This window comes from Photobacterium kishitanii (genome assembly GCF_003026355.1).
GTDB lineage: Bacteria > Pseudomonadota > Gammaproteobacteria > Enterobacterales > Vibrionaceae > Photobacterium > Photobacterium kishitanii.
In genome coordinates, this window is sequence record NZ_PYON01000015.1 from 66,548 (window position 1) to 86,057 (window position 19,510).

General features: G+C 38.9%; 15 protein-coding genes. 14 read left to right on the forward strand and 1 reads right to left on the reverse strand.

Annotation, left to right across the window (positions count from 1 at the left end):
* Positions 1 to 21: 21 nt before the first annotated feature.
* The 11 genes from C0W29_RS15995 (at position 22) to C0W29_RS16045 (ending at position 10,192) form a co-directional block, all read left to right on the forward strand.
* Positions 22 to 297 (forward strand): hypothetical protein, encoded by a 276-nt coding sequence (locus tag C0W29_RS15995; RefSeq protein WP_045045765.1) that lies wholly within the window; start codon positions 22 to 24, stop codon positions 295 to 297.
* A gap of 2 nt (positions 298 to 299) precedes the next feature.
* A complete protein-coding gene (tatA, locus tag C0W29_RS16000; RefSeq protein ID WP_045045764.1) occupies positions 300 to 503 on the forward strand; it encodes a twin-arginine translocase TatA/TatE family subunit in 204 nt (67 codons plus the stop codon).
* A gap of 251 nt (positions 504 to 754) precedes the next feature.
* Positions 755 to 1,096 (forward strand): hypothetical protein, encoded by a 342-nt coding sequence (locus tag C0W29_RS16005; RefSeq protein WP_036791539.1) that lies wholly within the window; start codon positions 755 to 757, stop codon positions 1,094 to 1,096.
* Positions 1,097 to 1,323: 227 nt separating this feature from the next.
* On the forward strand, positions 1,324 to 3,039 hold the full coding sequence (locus C0W29_RS16010; RefSeq protein WP_045045763.1) for an NAD-dependent malic enzyme: 1,716 nt from the start codon (positions 1,324 to 1,326) through the stop codon (positions 3,037 to 3,039).
* Between the two features lie 322 nt (positions 3,040 to 3,361).
* Positions 3,362 to 3,781: a D-ribose pyranase gene (rbsD, locus tag C0W29_RS16015; RefSeq protein WP_045045762.1), complete on the forward strand. Its 420-nt coding sequence runs from the start codon at positions 3,362 to 3,364 to the stop codon at positions 3,779 to 3,781.
* 108 nt (positions 3,782 to 3,889) lie between these two features.
* Positions 3,890 to 5,212, forward strand: a complete 1,323-nt coding sequence (gene fucP / locus C0W29_RS16020; RefSeq protein WP_045045761.1) for an L-fucose:H+ symporter permease — start codon at positions 3,890 to 3,892, stop codon at positions 5,210 to 5,212.
* 53 nt (positions 5,213 to 5,265) lie between these two features.
* Positions 5,266 to 6,279 carry an aldose 1-epimerase family protein gene (locus C0W29_RS16025; RefSeq protein WP_045042926.1) on the forward strand — a complete coding sequence of 338 codons (1,014 nt, stop codon included), beginning with the start codon at positions 5,266 to 5,268 and terminating at the stop codon, positions 6,277 to 6,279.
* A gap of 180 nt (positions 6,280 to 6,459) precedes the next feature.
* Positions 6,460 to 7,380 carry a ribokinase gene (gene rbsK / locus C0W29_RS16030; RefSeq protein WP_045045760.1) on the forward strand — a complete coding sequence of 307 codons (921 nt, stop codon included), beginning with the start codon at positions 6,460 to 6,462 and terminating at the stop codon, positions 7,378 to 7,380.
* A 32-nt stretch (positions 7,381 to 7,412) separates the two neighbouring features.
* Positions 7,413 to 8,429 carry a substrate-binding domain-containing protein gene (locus tag C0W29_RS16035; RefSeq protein WP_045042868.1) on the forward strand — a complete coding sequence of 339 codons (1,017 nt, stop codon included), beginning with the start codon at positions 7,413 to 7,415 and terminating at the stop codon, positions 8,427 to 8,429.
* Positions 8,430 to 8,630: 201 nt separating this feature from the next.
* Positions 8,631 to 9,560: an alpha/beta hydrolase gene (locus C0W29_RS16040; RefSeq protein ID WP_045045759.1), complete on the forward strand. Its 930-nt coding sequence runs from the start codon at positions 8,631 to 8,633 to the stop codon at positions 9,558 to 9,560.
* Between the two features lie 335 nt (positions 9,561 to 9,895).
* Positions 9,896 to 10,192, forward strand: coding sequence for a SemiSWEET transporter (locus tag C0W29_RS16045; RefSeq protein WP_045042866.1), 297 nt, complete (start codon positions 9,896 to 9,898; stop codon positions 10,190 to 10,192).
* A gap of 88 nt (positions 10,193 to 10,280) precedes the next feature.
* Here C0W29_RS16045 and C0W29_RS16050 read toward each other — a convergent pair whose 3' ends face one another.
* Positions 10,281 to 13,376 (reverse strand): chondroitinase family polysaccharide lyase, encoded by a 3,096-nt coding sequence (locus C0W29_RS16050; RefSeq protein WP_107174198.1) that lies wholly within the window; start codon positions 13,374 to 13,376, stop codon positions 10,281 to 10,283.
* 501 nt (positions 13,377 to 13,877) lie between these two features.
* On the opposite strand from C0W29_RS16050, the gene C0W29_RS16055 reads away from it, so the two are divergent.
* The 3 genes from C0W29_RS16055 (at position 13,878) to C0W29_RS16065 (ending at position 19,488) form a co-directional block, all read left to right on the forward strand.
* Positions 13,878 to 16,322: a polysaccharide lyase 8 family protein gene (locus C0W29_RS16055; RefSeq protein ID WP_045045758.1), complete on the forward strand. Its 2,445-nt coding sequence runs from the start codon at positions 13,878 to 13,880 to the stop codon at positions 16,320 to 16,322.
* Between the two features lie 201 nt (positions 16,323 to 16,523).
* Positions 16,524 to 17,798 (forward strand): anaerobic sulfatase maturase, encoded by a 1,275-nt coding sequence (locus tag C0W29_RS16060; RefSeq protein WP_045045757.1) that lies wholly within the window; start codon positions 16,524 to 16,526, stop codon positions 17,796 to 17,798.
* Positions 17,799 to 17,868: 70 nt separating this feature from the next.
* Positions 17,869 to 19,488: a sulfatase family protein gene (locus C0W29_RS16065; protein ID WP_036791504.1), complete on the forward strand. Its 1,620-nt coding sequence runs from the start codon at positions 17,869 to 17,871 to the stop codon at positions 19,486 to 19,488.
* The last annotated feature ends 22 nt before the right edge of the window (positions 19,489 to 19,510 follow it).

Here is a 19,510-nt window from a genome sequence, read left to right on the forward strand (position 1 = left end):
GGACTCATTGAAGGTATACAGATGTTTATTGAAGTAAAACTTGGTCTTGCCGTTATGTTTTTCGTGTGGATGTTAACGCGTAGTCTTTATAAAAAAGCAACTTGGCTGCAATTAACTATTGTCGGTTTACAGATATTTTCAGTGCTTCTTTTAATTGAATTATCAATTACCCACTATTTTCCTGAGTTTCTGGAAGCGAAATGGTTTATTGGGGTGTTTTTTGCCGCTGTATTTGTCATTGCTGCTGCAAAAGAACGTTATTTATCTAACAGTGAACAACAACGAGAGATTAATTAAAAATGGGTGAAATTAGCATCGGTAAGCTACTTATTGTTGCCGTTATTTTTGTTTTATTATTTGGTACCAAAAAACTTCGAACACTAGGCAGTGATCTTGGCTGTGCATTGCGAGGTTTTCAAAATGCAGTTAAAGATGAACCGCAATCAAAGACTGAGACGGTAGTGGATACTCAAGTTGCCACTAAATCTGCGGATAATCAGTAATAACAATCTTTGTTTTATGGTATTAGTGAGTTACATAGTGGCTATGTAACTCATGTAATTCCCCCCTTGACCTTCCCCTCAGTGTAACCTTTATGATCATGCTTTATTCAAATATGCTGATGATAGAGGTAAGTATGAGTTGCTGTAATAAAGCTCCTAAAGGTGGCGCGAGTTTAGGGTTATTATTAAAGTTAATTGCAGGGATTTTTGTGGTGTTATTAATTGCTTCTTATTGGCAGTGAGGCATTACCATGAAACCAACAGTAATTATTGAGCCTCATCAACGTCGTTGTTATGTTGACGGTTCGACAACAGCACTTGAGTCTATGCTTTTAGCATTAAATGCTAATCAATATATTATTTCTGCAACAATCAAAGCTGCGCATAAATTGCGAGTGAAATATGATTTTAGGTATATTGAATTTCAGCAAGTACTAGCCATTATTGCCATTGCTGGGGTTGATTATAAAGATGGTTTTTTCCAGCACTTAAAATATCAGCTTTATACTGATGCAGATCTGCAAGCACGAGATAATCTTAATATTACACCATTTTGCTGTGATAAAGTGGCAATACGTCGTGAAAACCTATAATTAAAGTGGGTCTTTTTCGGGATTATTTATTCTTTTTGTATAACTGATAATGTCAGGATAATTTTTAATTAGCGATATAATTAAAAATGCGACTGTTCACATTTTTATGCCGCAGTTAGATATACACTCTAATTTATATTATGGTTTTATTAGTATGAATAACAGTGTGGCTGTTGTTGATGTTAATAAAGTCTGCTGGCTATTGTTGTTATACGCGGAGACAGAATATGACTATCGGTAAGTACCTCAGATGGAAAGATGCGCAAGGGAAAGTGTTTCGTCCAGTGTCGTTAACCGGCACCGAGTTACTCAATGACCGCACTTTAAATAAAAGTACAGCTTTTACTCAAGAAGAGCGTGAAGCTTTTCAATTAACAGGACTATTACCACCACGAGTACAAACCTTCGATGATCAACTCAACCGTGTCTATGATGGCTTTAGCAGTGCTTCAACGGATATAGAAAAATATCTGTTCTTACGCTCACTACAAGATCGTAACGAAACGCTTTTTTATGCTTTATTATCTCGTCATGTAGAAGAAATGACGCCAATTATTTATACCCCAACGGTAGGTAAAGCATGCCAAGAATTTAGTCATCGTTATCAAAAAGCGCGTGGGTTATATATTACGGAAGAAAATGTAGATGCAATGGGTGAGATGTCGCGCCATTTTATGGGTAAAGAGATCAAAATCATTGTGGTTACAGATAGCCAAGGTATTTTAGGTATTGGCGACCAAGGTGTCGGCGGTATGGGGATTCCGATAGGCAAGTTGTCGTTATATACATTAGGAGCTGGGATCCATCCTGCTCATTGCTTACCGATAGTATTAGATGTTGGTACAGATAACCAAGAGTTACTTGATGATCCTATGTATTTAGGTATTTCACGTAAACGACTTCGTGGTGATGCTTATAAACGTTTTATAAAAGCATTTGTTCAACAAGTTAAACGTTATTTTCCCAAAGCTGTATTACAGTGGGAAGATTTTAGTAAAGCCAATGCGTTTGATAATTTAGATGATTATGAAGATAGTTTGCCGTCATTTAATGATGATATTCAAGGAACGGGCTCTGTTGTTTTAGCTGGTATTCTTGGTGCTTGTAAGATCAAACATGAACGGTTAGTTGATCAAACTTATGTTATCTATGGGGCTGGCGCTGGCGGGGTTGGTGTGGCTGATCAAATTTATGCCGGCCTACTTAAAGAAGGTTGCAGTCATCATTCAGCGCGAGCAAAAATTTTCATTCTCGATTCTCAAGGAGTGGTATTTGATGATCGTGATGGCTTAGAAGATTATAAGCGTCGCTATGCTAAACCGCGTTCAATATCTGAAGGTTGGCATGCTACTGATCTTGGTAAAATTAGCTTAACAGAATTAATTAATAATCATCCCGTAACGGTATTACTGGGTGCAAGTGGTATTGGTGGTTCGTTTACGGTAGAACATATTCAAAAGATGATGGAATATACTCCTCGACCAATTATATTTCCTCTCTCAAATCCAACTGCTCACTGTGAAGCCATTCCTGAAGCGATTTATCATTGGAGTGATGGCCAAGCAATTGTTGCGACGGGAAGTCCTTTTTCTGATGTGGAATATAATGGCCAGCAGTATCGTATTGGACAAGGAAATAACGTCTTTATTTTCCCTGGTGTTGGCCTCGCATCGATTGTGTCGCAAACATCAAAAATCACTCAAGATATGTTTACTACCGCTTCCTATGCACTGGCAGAGTGCGTTAATGAGCAAGATTTAGCGATGGGATGTATCTATCCTCGAATTAGTGACTTAAAAGCAGTGTCTATCCATGTTGCAGAAGCTATTTTAACTCAAATGCAAGCAACGGATGCATGTAGTTATTTACGGGATAAGGATCTTAAACAAGTATTAGCCAGCCATATGTGGGAGCCGGTGTATTTACCTTATCGTCGCGTATAAAATCGCAACGTTGTCACTTTTTTTAAAGCCATATTTATAGCTAAATATGGCTTTTTTGCTATTTGATCTGGACGTTGATCTTTCCTCCTTCTCATTATCGAAACGTTTCGCTGGTAAAAATGTGAGCGAAATAACTTTTTTAAGCCTATTTTAAACCTTGAAAGCGATCATTCTCACAGCTTATATATTTCACTATGGTGAATTTTTTGCAGCGGTTTATTATTTACATCGAAACGTTTCGATGCGTTTTACTGTCAATTATAAATATCAATTCAAAGACAGATAAATGAGTTATATAACGTGTAACGAGAAGGTCAATTAAATGAAGAAAAGTACCCTAATTAATGCAGAACTTTCGTACCTTGTGGCAACGCTAGGACATACCGATGAAATCACTATTTGTGATGCAGGCTTGCCAATTCCTCAACATGTACAACGTATCGATCTGGCGTTAACACATGGCGTACCGAGTTTTCTCGATACCGTGAAAGTTATTTTATCTGAATTACAAATTGAAGCGGTGTTGATGGCAACGGAATTTGCTGAAATCAGCCCTGAACACCATCAAGCATTGCTCGCTGTTCTTGATCAAGAGTGTTTAACAACGGGTAAATCAATTCAAATTGGTTATTTATCACATGAGGAATTTAAACAACGTACTGCGCAAAGCCGTGCGGTGGTAAGAACCGGTGAATATACGCCGTATGCCAATATTATTTTCCAAACAGGTGTTGTGTTTTAAGGCATAAATCGAACATCTGGTTCGTTGCTTTATATGGATAAGGTCTACCTAAATATAAACAAATATCGCACACGCAACGTGGCGTGGTGATTTTATGGAAGATATATTATGTTTATTAAGAATAATACAATTCAACATGCGGATGGTTTTTTAAATAAAACGCCAATATTCCAATTTTTATTATTATCGTCAGTGTTTGCACTTTGGTCTGCGGCAGCAGCGCTAAATGATGTATTGATTACCCAATTTAAATCCATTTTTGAACTATCTAATTTTGCTTCAGCGCTGGTACAATCGGCGTTTTATGGCGCTTACTTTTTAGTCGCAATCCCTGCATCGATGGTTGTGAAAAAATCCTCTTATAAATTAGCAATATTGCTTGGTTTAGCGTTATATATTTTAGGTTGTTTAATGTTCTTTCCAGCATCTCATGCTGGCACCTATACTATGTTCCTAGCCGCAATTTTTTGTATTGCGATTGGATTGTCGTTCCTTGAAACCTCATGTAATACTTATTCTGCGATGATTGGTGAGCCTGAGCGTTCGACACTACGATTAAACATTTCTCATACGATTAATGCGATGGGCTACATCATTGGTCTGTTACTTGGTAAACATCTTATTTTCCAAGAAGGTGTTGATGTTGGCCATATGATGGCGACGCTAACTGGTCCTGAGCTTGCCGCTTTTAAAGAGCAAGTGTTACAACAAACATTAGAACCTTATAAGTGGTTAGTGGGTGTGATTGCGACGATTGCAGTTTTAATTGCAGTGACTGAATACCCTAACTGTAAAGCGGCATCAGATAGTAAAGATAATCAGCCTTCGTTCGGTGAAACACTGTCTTATTTAATGGGTAATAAGCGTTTCTTTAAAGGCATTGCGACCCAGTTTGCTTATGTTGGTATGCAGGTGGCGGTATGGTCATTTACGATTCGTTTAGCGTTAGAGTTAGATCATAATATGGTCGAACATGATGCAGCTAACTACTTATTATACGCCTTTATTATGTACTTCTTAGGCAAATTATTAGCGAACTACTTATTCACCAAAACCTCACAAGAAAACGTATTAATGGGTTACTCGGCTATTGGTTTCATGTGCTTGATATATGTGACCTTTATTCCTAACTTCAGTGCGGTTTGGGTTGCGGTAGGAACATCGGCATTATTTGCACCTTGCTGGGCAACAATTTTCGCATCGACCTTACAATCTGTTGATACACGCTATACAGAAACCGCGGGTGGGTTTGTGGTGATGGCTATCATTGGTGGTGCGGCTATTCCAGTTATTCAAGGTCTACTTGCTGATAATATTGGCTTACAGTCGTCATTTATTGTGAGTGCGCTATGTTTCGCGGTGGTATTTGTCTACTTCATGAATGAAAAGAAATATAAGCAAAGATTCAATTTTGTTGCAGCTAAAGCGTAATGTTCGATTATGACCATTCAATCATGGGTGGTCAGTTTTTGGAGGAATTAAATATGTTTACCTTGCCGTTATATAAAGAAAATTTCACTAAGCAAAGAACGTTAATCGCTCAGTCTGAACATTTTGAGATTCATAGCTTCCTATATAATTCAGGTGTGCATGCGGTTGAAATTAAAAATACCAAAGGACATCTGGTGGTATTGCCTTTTATGGGGCAGATGATTTGGGATGCACATTTTTTAGACACTGATTTGTGTATGAAAAATATGTTCTCTGAACCAAAATTCGCTAAAACAGTTGTTGAGACATATGGCTGTTTTGCTTTTCATGCGGGCATGCTTCGTATGGGGTGCCCATCTCCGCAAGATGACCATGCCTTACATGGTGAAATGCCTTGTGCAGTAATGGATTCAGCATGGCTAGAAATTGATGCTGACAATGTTGTAATCAAAGGTAGTTATGAATATGTAATGGGTTTTGGGGATCATTACTTGGCGACTCCTTCGGTTCAGTTAGCCAAAGATGCCAGTTTATTTGATATTAAAATGTCAGTAAAAAATCTTGCCAGCGTGAATATGCCATTGCAGTATATGTGTCATATTAATGCTACCTATATTGAAAATGCGGTTATGACGCAAAATATTCCTGACGCAGCATTAATGTTACGTGAAACTGTACCTGCGCATGTACAACCAACATCGCAGTGGTTGGCATACAATGACAGTTTAAAAACATCAGCACCGATTTCAATACTTGATAAGCCTGACATGCATGATCCTGAAATTGTGTACTGTATCGATGATATTGGCCGTTATGTGGATCGGGCGGTATTTAAAATGCAAGTTGGCGATAAATATTTACTGACTGAATTTGATACCCATGAATTTAATTGTGCGACTCGATGGTTATTATGCAATGGTGACCAACAGGTTGCGGCATATGCATTACCTGCAACATGTCGACCTGAAGGCTTCCTCGCGGCGCAAGAGCGGGGAACTGTGGTTTATCTGCAACCTAATGAAGAACGTTGTTTTACAGTGCGCACCGGTATTTGTCTGTCAGTATAAACAATCGTAATTTATTCTCGCATATTTACTCTCTCTGTAATTATTGGTTCTGAGAAGAGAGAGTAAAATAAAAGCTTTTGATTTTTCGTCTCATTCTAGGTTGTGAGTGTTGAAAAATTAAAAGCATTTATTTTGTTATGTTTTATTAGAAAGGTTCGTTAAGAACAGAGGAAAAATCCTATGAATAAGTTAGTGGTGTTAGGTAGTGTTAACGCTGACCATGTTCTGCAAGTCCCTTCTTTCCCTCGTCCAGGTGAGACGCTTCATGGACGTAACTATCAAGTTATTCCTGGAGGAAAAGGAGCCAACCAGGCGGTGGCCGCAGCACGTTTGCATGCAGATATCGGTTTTATCGCTTGTGTAGGAGATGATTCATTTGGGATTAACATTCGTGAAAATTTTAGAATGGACGGTATCGATATTACGGCAGTGAAAATGCAGCCTAATTGTCCGACTGGGATTGCGATGATCCAAGTTTCAGACAGTGGTGAAAATAGTATTTGTCTTTCAGCAGAAGCTAATGCCAAGTTAACAGCGGCTGCTATTGAGCCTGATTTAGAGCGTATTCGCCAAGCTGATTATCTATTGATGCAATTAGAAACACCGTTGTGCGGTATTGAAAAAGCCGCACAAGTAGCAAAAGCTGCTAATACGGTGGTGATATTAAATCCAGCTCCAGCACGTACACTGTCTGATGAGTTACTCGCGTGTGTAGATATTATTACGCCTAATGAAACAGAAGCTGAAGTGCTGACGGGTGTCACAGTGACAGATGCTGATAGTGCACAACAAGCGGCGAATGTTTTGCATGCGAAAGGGATCAAAATTGTGATGATCACTCTTGGTGCCAAAGGTGTATGGTTAAGCCAAGATGGTTGTGGTGACATTATTGCAGGTTTTAGTGTGGAAGCGACTGATACTACGGCTGCGGGTGATACTTTTAATGGTGCATTCGTGACTGGTTTATTGGAAGATTTAGCTTTAGAATCAGCGGTTAAATTTGCTCATGCTGCTGCCGCAATTTCAGTTACTCGTTTTGGTGCTCAAACATCAATTCCAACCCGTAAAGAGGTTGAGGATTTTCTGGCTCAGCAAGAATAGTTAAAGTAATAATTCACCAAAGGATCAATAACATGGCAACGATGAAAGATATCGCAAAATTAGCAGGGGTTTCTACATCCACTGTCAGCCATGTTATTAATAAAACCCGCTTTGTCAGTGAAGAAATATCACTGCGAGTAAATAACGCAGCTAAAGAATTGCATTATAGTGGCCCATCAGTATTGGCGCGCAGTTTTAAAGTTAATCGTACTAAAACCTTGGGGATGTTGGTGACTACATCCACAAATCCTTTTTTTGGTGAGGTCGTAAAAGGCGTTGAACGGAGTTGTTATCAAAATGGTTATAGCCTGATTTTGTGTAATACAGAAGGTGATCACCAACGGATGCGCGAATCAATCAATACTTTATTGCAAAAGCGAGTTGATGGACTGATTTTAATGTGTTCGTCGTTAGAAGGTGAGCGGATTGATGTATTTGAACATTACCCTGATATTCCCGTGGTGGTTATGGATTGGGGGCCAATGTTATTTACCAGTGATAAGATTCAAGATAATTCCCTTCGTGGTGGTTACATGGCAACGCAATATTTAATTGAGTCGGGTCATACTGATATTGGCTGTATTACTGGTCCGTTGATTAGGCATCAAGCTCAAATGCGTTATGAAGGCTATAAACGGGCAATGAATGAAGCACATTTGCGTTTTAATTCGCATTGGATAATCGAGTCCGATTTTGAATGTGAAGGTGGTTATGATGCCTTTATGAAAATGCACCACAATGGCACGCTACCCAGCGCTATTTTTGTTTCAAATGACATGATGGCGATGGGTATTATTAATGCGGCTAATGAGTGCGGTATTCAAATCCCGAATGATTTATCAATCATTGGCTATGATGATATCCATATTGCAAAATATATGTCTCCAGCATTAACAACTATTCATCAGCCCAAGTACCGATTAGGACAAGCTGCCGTTGAAACCTTACTTAAACGCTTAGATACTCAAATGAGTGATACTCAGGTTATTCAACTTGAACCGACATTAGTTACACGTAACAGTGTGAAAATATTGCCTTATAATAACTAAATCGGTTGTATAAAACCGAGTTACATCATTGTTTATAGTCTTATTTTGGTGGTAAGTTTCCCCGCTTATCACCTTTTTTTATTAAAGATCATCAGTTTTATGTCAATAGATTATAATTTAACTATCGATATTTTCTGATGGCGCTGAGATTTTATCGTCATCCTCAATTAATGGTGTGGTTGAGAGGGGGACAGAAAATTTATGCGAGAAATGGATGGCTCACTGGCAACGTGGTTACATGGATTTAATCTTGAATTAGCCGCCTTAATGGCGGCTGGCGTTAAATTTAGCCCAACTCGTGTGCGTGAGGGGCTAGCGACAATTACGCAGACATTCATTACGGATATACCTGAGATCGCAATGATTGTTGATGATGCCATTGAGCATGTTCCAATCCGTGTTTATCACCCCCTACCTCAAAGACCATTACCTATTTTGGTGTATTTACATGGTGGTGGACATGTTGCGGGTAGTCTAGATGTCTATGATCCTATCTGCCGTAAATTAGCGTTAGCAAGTCAACATATTGTTGTTGCTGTCGATTATCGCTTAGCACCAGAGCACCCTTATCCGGCTGCTGTTAATGATGTTTATTTGTGCTTGCAGCATCTATTATCAGAGCTAGATCGAATTGGTATTAATGACATAGCACAAATATCTATTGGTGGCGATTCTGCTGGTGGCGCTCTTGCGGCAACAATGTGTGTATTGGCACAAGAAGATGATACGGTACAAATTCATAAGCAAGTGCTTATTTATCCTAGTCTTGATTACACTCTATCTTTGCCCTCGATTGTGAGCAATGGTAATGACTATTTTCTGCAGACAAATAAAATTCAATGGTATTTTGATCAATACTTTCAAGCTGATCACCATCGATATAATGCATCGCCATTATGGCAGCCTATAAGGGCTGGCTTTCCTGCTACATTAGTGATTACTACCGAATTTTGTCCATTACGGGATGAAGGCATTTATTATTATCAGCAGTTGCGTCAGCTGGATAGTAGGGCGCAGCATTACCATGTATCTGATATGGTGCATGCGTTTTTAAATTTAGAAGATGTGGTGCCTGATCATTGTCAGCGAGTATATCAAAGGGTAGGAACGTTTTTGTTAACTGATAAATAGTAGGATGAAATAAAGTCGTAAGTAATGGTAACCCTTACTTACGACTTAGCGATAAGAATAGAAATGTTTCATTATTCGAACATTGATTCTAGTAGTAAATATAAGCCGCGTAGTAAATCCATATAATACCTTCCGTAGTAAACTATTTATAGTTTTGGTTATTTTCCTTCAATCCAGAATAGTGTGATTACGTATTATGTCAATGGCAGTTGGATGAAAAAAGTCCATATTGTGAATGTTGTTCACGATTTGTTATTAGATAGGTAATCAATGACATTTTTAAGCGTGTTTTAGAATATTATTATTAGGACACTAATAATACATAAGGATTATGGATGACAACCCGTTTTAAGCGCATAGCGACAGCATTTGAACCGTTTATGTTGTTGATGGGGATCGTTGGCCCGTTAGCAACGTTACCGCAGCTGTTTAAGTTGTTCTTTTCTCATAGTGAACACGCCTTGGGTTTATCGTTAACCACATGGGTGCTCTATGCACTCTTAGCTGCATTATGGGCAGTATATGGCTTTGTTCATAAAAATCCGCCAATTTGGGTCGGTAACAGTCTTGGGTTTTTAATGGATATGGCAATGGTAATTGGTATTTTTTGGCATACAGGTGGTACATTCTAACGTTAGTGGACAGAGTTGGTTTTTTATATAAAGCCCAAGTAATCATTAATTAGTTGGGCTTATTGTGATGTTAACCTGGCTTAATAACCTAGGCTTTTGAGAGGTTAAAGCTCAGTGGCGTTGCGTCAACAGTGGTGGTGGTTATATTAGTATTATTGCCATCATATTTGATTGTAATGACGTTACTAGGCGCTGTTAGTTGCCATTTATCTTTTAAAGTGAATTGGGTTTTTACTGGCTGAGAAGGGCTATAACGCCAATCTCGATCATAAATACTGACTTCAACTTGATCGCCATTAGCATCTATTTGCTCAGGATCTTGGCCTTGATAGAATGCAAAATCAGGATTTACGACACTGAGCTTTAGCTGCTGACCATTTGAGTGCTCTTGTAGCATAATTTGCGATGCAGTATCAGCAGACAATAAATGTTTCGCTGCCGTAATTGTTGCTGGTGCAAAAAACGCATAGGCTTCGATACCATTAGCGCTTTCAATTGCATGCACTAAGTTATCTTTTTGAATGAGGTGATATTGTGGTTTCTCTTTTGTTTGCGCTTCAATAGCTATTGCATATTCATAGCCTTGGCTACTTGGCTCAATACCATGATCAAGTACTGCTGTTGCAAATTGACCGTGGGTTTCTTTACCATCATCTTCGTCATTAGATATTTGGTTGTTATAGCTAAATAATAATGGTTGCGCTGCTGTTGTCGTTACAAAATAACGATTACCTGCTGGATCTTGTAATGTGATTTCGCCGTCTAATTTTTGCTCCGTTTCTAGTTGATCAATAATGGCGCCATTCACTTCAACAGGAGATAAGTCGCTTATATTATGTTGAAATAACGTCGTTTGGACTGGATTGTTAATATCGTCATTGTGAATATTAGATCCTAATGCAATCACCGTATTATTAAACATAAAATATGACTTATTGGCCGTGAAATGTTGCTGATTGTATTTTTTATGCCCTTGTAATTTTATTGCGAACATTGCTGCTTGATCGTGGAGACGATTCGCCGCTGAATAAGTGGTGGTTGATAACAACATTTCCTCAATACCAGCTCCTGGAAGTTGAGTTAATGTAGCTCGTAGCTCGGCATTGGGTAATTGTACTGCCGTTATTCCAGGGTAACGATTCCAATCCCAACCATCATGACTGAAGGCGCGTTTTTTTATATCTGCAGGGGTAATTTCTAGTTGGCCATATTGCAAATAACGACCATATAAATTGTTTGCGGCATACGTTTCATTGCCTACGAGATAACGACTAAAACCTCGCGCTGTAATTAACCATGATTTTTTAGGGGTAGCACTTTCCCCTCGCATAATAGCCATTGATGCATAATTCATTGCCCATGCACCAGTAGGCTCAGCTTCAGCTTGGATGTCTTCAAAGAATGATTTATCGGTAAGGTTTTCATAAGCTGCTGCTAGTTGCTGATCGATCGTTTGAGTTTTATCTGGTGAACCTGCTAGTGCTAACCATTTAAATGGGATCGAGGTGATTTTTTGTTTACCGTCTGGATGACGGCCGCTTAATACGATTGGAATATAGCTGTTTTTAGTATAAACCCGCATTTTTAAGAGTGCGTCTTTGATTCGTTGATGTGCTGCGGCTGTTATTTGATAAGGGCTTGCACTTAAACCATATATTGCTGCTGATAAACCACCAAATGCATCTTTACCGTAAGCTGGGTAATGTTGTGAGTGGTGGAAAATACTACCATCTTTTTTAAAGCCTCCCCCGAGGCCATCAGAAGCTAATAAAGTTTTACTGAGCCATTGCTGAAGTTGCTCTAACATTATCTGGCGTTCGTTTTGATCTGGTAGTAGCAAAAAGCTTTTGATCATCCATTGTAATTGCGTATTTAGGATATCAACATTAGATGCGGTGATGTCTTCATCTTGTTCATAAATACGCCCAGTGGCATTAAACCACATCATTGCTTGTTGGGCGGGTTGTAATAGATTATGTGCAGCTAATAAGTTACGGCTAATGAATAAAGCATCAAAGAACTCCTTAGTTTGATAACCAACGTGCGTTATTATTTGTTGCCCAGACCCCCCTTGCCAGCCTTGATCTAATGCGTATTGTAAGGCCTGTATAAACTGAGTTTCAAGTTGGTGGCGATTAACCGTTGATAGAGAATCGGTTCGTAAATATTTAGCTGTTTCCAGCATAACTTTACCCAAATCGCGGATATTTACGGTCTTTGTTAGTGACGTTAATGTAGTGCGACTCACAATTCCAGTTTTTAAGAAGTTTTGACGTTTCGGATGATCGAGTGGTTTTCCTTGCCAACTGCCATCTTGATTTTGTTTTATTAAAAAGGAATCATAGTCAGTGAGATTGTCGTCAATTTTTTGCTGAGAAATAGAAGCATTAATATTGACGTTTAAATGGTGATCAAATTGTTGATATAAATTAGCGGTATCACCCGTTGCATCATTAAATTGAGCATGATAATTAAATTCTGGTTGGTGTTGTTCTAGCATTTGTTGGTACATTAATAATGCGGTCCAATTCTTACTCGCCATATCAACAACACCAGGATTAACGTAAGGTTGTTGAGTATCTGCTGTTGGCCAACGATTATCTACTGGGACTGAAACCATTATTTGATCTAAATAAATTGTGCCTTGGTGATCAGGGGCAATAATGCGTAATCTGTCCATATTTGCTGTTGCTGTTCCTTCCATGTCACGGAAGGGAACGGCAATTCCACGCCAACCACTAAAGTTTAAGCCATATTTAAAATAAATTTTGGTGTTATTCTCATTACCTAATTCAAAGGTTAGTTTTTTATTTGAAGGGATTTCGTTATATACCCACGCCATAAATGTTTGTGGATTAATATCATTTTCTTTTTCTGGGCTATAACCGATATTTTGATGAAAAATAATGCTGCTTTTTGGGTCATATTGCCATTTTAATGAGTGTGTACCATCTTTAAAATGAAGAGTTGAGGTCGTTAATGCTTGCTCTGCTGTGGTCGTAATTGCATCCGGTACTCCATTTTCAAAGAAGTACATATATCCGCCAGGCTCAAGTTGTGCACCTTTGCCATTAAGATTGTGATGAGTGGTATTTATATTGTCACTATTACAGCCAGACAATGCCAATATGATGCTAAGAGTTAGTAGGCGCTTCTTATTATTAGAAAAATAATTGATGTTCATTGATAAGATCTCTATTGGTTATAATTTGTACGCCAGCGTAATTAAACCGATGTAGCAAAATATTGATCCCCATCACTTCCTTATTATTAACAACTCTTTCATATGCTTTTGTTTTTTCATTTGTGAATAAGTATCACGCTTTTTTAGTTTTCACGCTGCCTTTTTTCTTTCATTTACTTTTGATTATGGCGCTATTTAGTGTTGTGGTTGTTTGTGTTCCTGCGGTTATCTTAATTTATTCGGTGTAATTAAATACTCAGGTATGGCTTGGTTTTTATAGCATTTGTAGTAAGCCCATTTGGGGGATGGTTAAGCCCAATACGTATTAAGTGATTCTGGCTTTCGTTTTTAGCTATGTTTACTTTCGGTTGTGATATTGTGAATAAAAATGAAATTATGACCATTTTTTAAACGATTAATAGTGATGCGTGTACTTTTTTACTTTCATGTTATCCGTTACCGTAATTAAACGAAACTTAATAACGGAAGGATAAAGGAATAATGAAGCGCGCTAATTTAGCGGTATCTATTGCCGTGGCATTATCAACATTGATAGTACCTACCTCTGTATTTGCTCAACTTAATTCCACAGTTGTTGCTAATCATCAACAAACATCGGCTTTGGCTGAGTATCAAGCGTTACGCCAACGTTGGGCGGCGAGCTTTCTTGGTGATGCTAATATTCCTTTTGACGCGACATTGAAACAAACTGTTATTACGACCAATAATGCAGCTGAGCGACATTGGTCATCGATGCAAACGGATTTAGCGCGAACTGAGCTGTGGAATGATTTAGTGTTAGATCCTCAAACAGCTACAGGAAAAAAAGTCTTAGGAGCTAATATTCGCACCTCTTACCAGCGATTATTTAGCATGGCGAAAGCTTACCGTCTACGCGATGGACGGTTACAGAATAATGCTGAGTTATTAAGTGCCATTATCGATGGTATGACATTCCTTAACCAACATTATTATAAAGTTGGCGTCAAAGAATGGGGTAATTGGTGGCACTGGGAGTTGGGTACACCTAAAGATATTCATAATATTTTAGTGCTGTTATATGACCAATTACCGTCTGACTTAATTGCGGCTCACACGCAAGCAACGCGCTATTTTACGCCAGAGACAACGCATCTTGGTGCTGGGGCTGGAGCTGATGTTTCAAGTAATCCTCATTACCGTTTATCGACTGGTGGTAACCGAACTGATAATACCCAAGTAGTTATTTTACGAGGGATTCTTGATAATAATAGTGCTGAGATAGAAGCATCTATTGCTGCTTTATCACCAGTGTTAGCTGAAGTTACAACCAGTGATGGCTTTTATAGTGATGGCAGCTTTTTACAACATTATGATATTGCCTATAACGGTACCTATGGCAATGTATTACTCAATGGTTTAGGCGCGCAATTAGATTTAGTTGCTGGCTCACCTTGGCAAGCAACTGATCCGGTTCTGAAAAATATTTACCCGATTATTTTTAAAAGTTATGCGCCATTATTAGAGCGCGGCACCATGATGGAGTTTGTAAACGGACGTGCTATTTCTCGGCCGACAGAGCAAGGCCATAATGTCGGGCACTCAGTTATCGCATCACTATTACATTATCTTGATGGTGCTGAGCCTCAAACAAAACGACAGTTACAAAGTTTAATTAAAACCCACATTACGCAAGATACATCTCTCGACTTTTTTACCTCGATTAATCATGTAGGTAATTACCAAAAAGCAAAAGCATTAGTCGCTGATAGTAGTGTCGATAGTGAGCAACAGTTGCAAGGTTTCTTTAATTATCCGGCAATGGATCGCGTTGTGTATCGAGGAGATGATTGGAGCTTTAGTTTAGCAATGCATTCTAGCCGCCTTGGTAATTTTGAATGCATGAATAATGAAAATAAGCAGGGATGGTTTACCGGTGATGGGATGGGTTACCTCTATAATGGTCAGCTAGATCACTACCAAAACTATTGGCCTGCGGTAAATCGCTACCGTTTGGAAGGTACCACGGTAGACAATCAATTGATGACAGATTGTGATGGCCAGCGTAATCAAATTCGTGGTGGTCGCCAAACACAAATGGAATGGGTTGGTTCGGTTGCTTTTGATGGTATAGGGGCGGCAGGGATGGAATTTAGTAACTGGGATAATACCTTAACCGCTAAAAAATCATGGTTTATGTTTGATGATCAAGTGGTGATGTTAGGCTCAGATATTAGCTCAACTATCGCTGCGGATATAACCACCACAGTCATGAATAGAAAATTAGCCGAGAGTGGTAACAATCAGTTGTTTGTTAATGGTAAGCAGTGGCTGCCACAGTTAAATCACACCATGAAATTGCGTACATTAACACTGACTAATGACGAGATTAATGATGCAGATATCAGCTATGTATTCTTAAAACCAACAACAGTGACTATTGGTCAGCAGTTACGTAGTGGAGATTGGAGTGAGATAGGCACTCGTAATGGACAAGTCAGTGCTAACTTTATTTCTGCGACTATAGATCAAACACCTCAAAATGATCACTATGCGTATGTGTTGATGCCTAATGCTGATCAAGAAGATGCTCAAGAGTTTGCTGAAGAAATGCCAATTAAAGTACGTCGTAATGATAACCTGGCACATATCATCACTCATAAAGATGAGCATGTAACAGCAGCGAATGTATGGACAGAACAAGCTGTAGTGATAACTAACCAGATCTCCACATTATCAAAAATGGCATTGATGGTTGAAAAAGAGGGTCGAGAACTAAAGATTGCCGTTAGTGATCCATTACAAACTCAAACGACGTTACATATAATGTTAAACCAGCCAGTTAAAATTATGAGTGATGTTGAGCAGCGATTACAACTTGATGGTCAAGGAAATCTCATCATAAATGTTGCGGAGCTCGTGGGTCAAAGTTATCCGTTTACACTGAAAATATTAGCTGTTAATTAAGAGACTTGTATTATATAGCTGCCACTGAATATGTATTTTATATATTTAGTGGCATTTTTTATTTTCAGTTTTCGATTTATTCAGTAAAACACTTACGTTGACTTTCATTTTTGTTCGTTTGTGATCTTTGCCGCTTTAATCTTTCGTTTTCTTTCGTAATATATGCCATCAGTATTTCGAAAGCATTTAAAAAGGTTAGATATGGCTTTGTCTTCATCTCATTCGCAGCAAGCACGTTTTCATATGATGGCTAAGCCAACCAGTTATCGCTGCAATTTAAAGTGTGATTACTGTTTTTATCTCGAAAAAGAAACCGTCGTTGGTCGTACAAGTAATAATCAATGCAGTTCTGCTGCTACCTCTGAAACGCCAAGCAGTGACCAAATGTCTGACGTAATGTTAAAACGTTATGTGCGTGATTATATTGCGAGTCAAAATAGCACTGAGATTGATTTTTCATGGCAGGGTGGAGAGCCAACGCTTGCTGGTCTAGATTTTTTCCGCAATGTAGTGAAATACCAAGCTCAATATGGCGCAGGTAAAACAATTACCAATAGTTTTCAAACCAATGCGGTTGCTATTAACCGTCAGTGGGCGCAATTTTTCTTCGAGCATAAGTTTTTAATTGGTGTTTCTGTTGATGGTACTCCTGATGTGCATGATAAATATCGTATTTCAGTGAATGGTAAACCGACTTTTGAGCGAGTGAAAAAAGCCATTGAATTGCTTTTAGAATATAAGGTTGAATTTAATATTCTCACGGTTATCAATGATCAAAATTGGAATAAAGGCCGTGAAACCTACCGTTTTTTAACGTCGCTAGGTGCTCGTCATTTACAGTTTATTCCTATTGTTGAAGTGCAAGCTCAATACCAAGCTAATAGTAATGGTCATTATTCGCCACAAAAAGATGCACCATTAACTCACTTTTCTGTTCCCGCGAATGGCTATGGTCAATTTATGAGCGAAGTCTTTGATGAGTGGCTACAGCATGACGTTGGTACTGTGTTTGTACGCATGTTTGACAGTATTTTAGCGACTTGGCTTGGTTATCCAGCATCAGTCTGTGTGCAATCAAAAAACTGTGGGCAAGCAATGGTGATTGAAGCCAATGGTGATATTTATTCGTGTGATCATTATGTTTATCCCGCCAATAAACTTGGCAATATTGCCGCTACGAATCTTGTGAAACTAGCAACCAGTAAACAGCAACAGCGTTTTGGGAATGCAAAATCTCAAAAGTTGACCCAACAATGCCTGCAGTGTGAGGTGCATGGTTTGTGCTACGGCGGTTGTCCAAAACATCGCTTAGTTAGTGTTGCTGGTGAAAAGCATAAACAAAATTATTTGTGTGGCTCATATCAACAGATTTTCCGTCATACCGCACCCGCGATGCATATGATGAGTCAGGCGATTCAGCAAGGTGGCACAGCCGCTGACGCATTACCTTATTTAGCGCAACTTCGCTCAGCATAATCTTGATTATTAAATTGAATTTTAAGACGTATTGCTGTGTGTTACAGCAGTATATTACAAGGAGTATACAATGAATCTGTCCTCGACGAAGAAGACGATAATTGCGAGTTTTGTAGCGGCTGCTTGCATGGCCTCTTCTGCTGTAGCGAATGCTGCCCCAACAACAGCTACGGTAAAACAGCCCAATGTATTATTAGTGGTGATGGATGATCTGGGGACAGGTCAGTTAGATTTTGCTTTAGATAGCTTAGATAAAAAAACCTTAGCTCAACGCCCTGTGCCTGTTCGTTATCAAGGTGATTTCGATAAAATGGTCGATGCGGCGAAAAGGGCGATGCCAACCGTTGCAGAGCTTGCGGCTAATGGCGTGAAAATGACTAATGCCTTTGTGGCTCATCCTGTTTGTGGTCCTTCGCGAGCAGGTATTTTTACTGGCCGTTACCCAACCAGTTTTGGTACCTATAGTAATGATGATGCGTTGCAAGGGGTGCCGTTAGATATCAAGTTATTGCCCGCTCTATTTCAAGAAAATGGTTACAATACTGCCAATATTGGTAAGTGGCACAATTCAAAAATAAGCAGTAAAAATGCCGTTGCTGATAACAATAAAACTCGTGATTATCACGATAATCAGATCCCTGTAACGCCAAAAGAATATTCACCAGAACAACGTGGATTCAATTATTCCTACAGTTTTTACGCCTCTGGTGCTGCATTATGGGATTCACCCGCTATTTATCAAAATGGTAAAAATATTCCTGCACCGGGGTATTTAACGCATAACCTTACCAACGAAGCGTTGCAGTTTATAGAGCAAAGTGGTGATAAACCTTTCTTTATTAATCTTGCGTTTAGTGTGCCGCATATTCCATTAGAAGAAGCGTCACCTGCGAAATATATGGAACGTTTTAAAACAGGTAACGTTGAAGCGGATAAATATTTTGCTGCGATCAATGCTGCTGATGAAGGACTTGGGCAAATTGTTGATCTACTAAAGAAAAAAGGTGAGTTAGACAATACGTTAATTTTCTTCTTATCCGATAATGGCGCTGTACATGAGTCACCAATGCCAATGAATGGCATGGATCGTGGTTACAAAGGTCAGATGTATAACGGTGGCGTGCGTGTACCGTTTGTAGCTTATTGGCCGAAGCATATTCCAGCGGGGGGGACTAATGATACTTTGATTTCTGCGTTAGATATTCTGCCAACAGCGTTAAGTGCTGCGGGTATTGAAATTCCAGCAGATATGAATGTTGACGGTAAAAATATTTTGCCAGTACTTGAAGGTAAAACCAAGCAATCTCCGCACCAATATATTTACTGGGCAGGCCCTGGTGCGAAGCATTACAGCGAAGAAAATGATGCTTTTTGGCATGGTTACTGGAAATGGATCACCTATGAATCCAATGATATTCCGCAAAATCCAAATCTAGAAAAATTATCAAAAGGCTCATGGGCGATTCGTGATCAGGATTGGGCATTATATTTCTATGATGATGGCACGAATAAAGTGAAATTATTCAATGACAAGCTTGATCCTAGTGAATCAAAAGATCTTGCTCAGCAATATCCTCAAAAAGTGAAGCAAATGAAGCAAGCTTTTTATGAGTGGATTAAAGATAAACCAAAACCAGTTGCATGGGGACAAGATCGTTATCACGTGCTAACTGAATCAGCAAAAAGTTAATAACGAATCACTCTTTATCGCA